Origin of the sequence: Candidatus Afararchaeum irisae (assembly GCA_034190545.1) — an archaeon.
In the GTDB taxonomy this organism is placed as follows: Archaea; Halobacteriota; Halobacteria; order Halobacteriales; family Afararchaeaceae; genus Afararchaeum; species Afararchaeum irisae.
Window position 1 is genome coordinate 1 of the sequence record JAXIOF010000112.1, and the last position, 2,707, is coordinate 2,707.

Annotated in this window: 1 protein-coding gene; it reads left to right on the top strand. The window is 51.6% G+C overall.

Annotation, left to right across the window (positions count from 1 at the left end; all coding sequences use genetic code 11):
- Nucleotides 1-55: 55 nt before the first annotated feature.
- The coding region (locus tag SV253_10145) for a DNA methyltransferase (protein ID MDY6776409.1) at nt 56-2,707 on the top strand (2,652 nt) is incomplete at its 3' end.

A 2,707-nucleotide genomic window follows, 5' to 3' on the forward strand; every position in this document is an offset into this window, starting at 1 on the left:
AATCAGAGTAACGCTTTATCTTTTACTCTCAATTACCGATTGGGAAGTACCGATAATGGACACAGAGCTTGACTTTGTGACTAACCGAGACCTGTTCTCAAACTACTACCTCAAAGAGCATCTCCCCCAAACTGATGACTGGGAAGTCGAAGACAGAAGCAAGCTGGAAGACACGTTCGAGAAAATCAAAGGAGTTTACGAGGAACAGAAGGGGCTTTTCAAAAATCAGAATGAATCGTCCCTCGAAGATAACTTCATCCGTCCGATTTTTGAATACCTCGGGCACGTATACGAAGTTGAAGAGACAGTAGAAAGAGGACGTCGGCGTCCTGACTACGCCTTATTCAAGACAGAAAAAATACGCCAAGAGGCTATTGAAGGTAAGGACGAAGGAAAAGACTTCTATCGTAATGCGCTCTCTGTTGCCGATGCAAAGAAATGGGATCTTTCTCTCGATAAACTGTCGGCAAGTGGGGAGCACAAACGTGACTTCTCGAACCCAAGCCACCAGATACACGTCTACCTCCAAGAGACCCCCGTCGACTGGGCAGTACTTACGAATGGCAAACACTGGCGTATCTACTACTCGGGGACGAGTCATAAACTCGACTCGTACTACGACGTTGATCTCGTAGAACTACTCGAAAACGGTACTCTCGACGATTTCAAATACTTCTACCAGTTCTTCCATAACGAAGCATTTGTCGAGGACGCAACAGATAGCTGTTTCCTTGATAAGGTCTATGAGGGTAGTAACACCTACTCACAAGAGTTAGGTGACGATCTACAGGAGAATATCTATGAGGCTATACAGTTACTCGCTGAAGGATTCCTGAAGTATCCTGAGAATGACCTTGACCCTGACGAGGATCTCGATCTGATACACGATGCCTCCCTAACGTATCTCTATAGGCTGATTTTCGTCTTGTATGCTGAGAGTGAAGGACGTGACCTCCTCGACACACGGAACGAGATATATGACGAGAGATACAGTCTTAATTCTCTGAAGCGTGAGGTAGTTGAAGAGATCGAAAGCGGAGACACGAACTACACTAACTGGCAGGATGATCTCTGGCACCGTCTTGATGAGCTCTTCGAGCTAATCGACCAGGGAAGTAAGAGTCGTGGTATACCCGAAGAAGATCTTTATATCCCTGCGTACAACGGCGGTCTGTTCAAGACCGAAGTGGACGAGGAGACTGAAGAAGAGAGCCGTTTCCTTCAGGAAAACAAGGTCGGGGACGCCTACGTCGCAGAGGTCGTGAGTCTTCTGACACGTAGTGAGTCACAGAACGGTAAGGGGCGTGTCTTCGTCGATTACTCGTCTCTCGACATTCGTCATCTCGGAAGTATCTACGAAGGTCTGCTTGAGTACAATCTCAACGTCGCCGACGAACCCACCGTCGCAGTGCGCGATGACGGCGAGAAGTGGATCTCCATCGAGGAGTTCGGAGACTCCGACTACGACGAGAGCGACGCTGTCGAACGTCTGGAGGAAGGAGACGTCTATCTGACGACAGACAAGGGCGAACGAAAGGCTACCGGCTCCTACTACACGCCGGAGTACGTCGTCCAGTATATCGTTGAGAACACGTTAGACCCGATACTCGACGACATCAGAGAGGACGTGATCGGACAGACGACCCACAGCCAGGACAACTTCGCCGAGGAGTTCGCAGAGCGTGTCTTCGACCTCAAGATTCTCGACCCCGCGATGGGTAGCGGACACTTCCTGACAAATGCTGTCGACCATCTCGCTCGCGAGATAGTCAACGCACAGGAGTTACAGGCAGATGAGGCAGGTATCGAGACGGTTGACGAGTCCCACGACATCCACTGGGCGCGTCGACAGGTCGCACAGAAATGTATCTACGGCGTCGATTTAAACGGCATGGCGGTCGAACTGGCGAAGGTCTCGCTGTGGCTCCGGACGCTCGCCGCCGAACAGCCGCTGGCGTTCCTCGACCACCATCTGAAGACGGGTAACTCGCTCGTCGGTTCGAATATTGAGGAAATCGATGCCCTAGAGAGGGGAAACACATCAGATACCGACCGTCCCGAAGAGGCACTGACAGAGTTCGGTCTGACGTTCGAGGGCACGATGGAGGACCTGATGTCGATACAGCAGGATATCATCGCGGTCGAGAATCAAGATCTCGACGACATCAAAGAGATGGAGGAGCGGTACGGGGAGTTCGAGGCGAACGAACTTAGACAGAGGCTGGAAGCGATTGCCGACGTACGGACCGCCGAGGAGTTCGGCGTGGATGTGCCGAGCGGTGCGTACGAACGGATGGCGCGGGCGCTGAAGGACGAGGCGGAGTGGCGCGACGTGGAGGCGACCGACTGGTTCGCAGAGGCGCGCGAACTCGCCGAGCGCGAGGACTTCTTCCACTGGCGTCTCGAATACCCGGAGGCGTTCTACGACGAGGGCGGCGACGAGAAGGAGAACGCGGGCTTCGACGCCGTGATAGGGAATCCGCCGTACATAAGGTCAAAACGTCTACCTGATAACATAAAGGAATACATTAATTCAGTTTACACATCGTCAACAGGTAGGTGGGACATCTATTGTATGTTCACCGAAAAAGGTATATCTCTGTGCTCTGGTAATCTCTCATATATACAGCCTATGATGTTTCTGCGCCGACCTTATGGAAAGGGACTAAGGGGGTACATAAGTAACACCGCGTCAGTAAAAGAAATA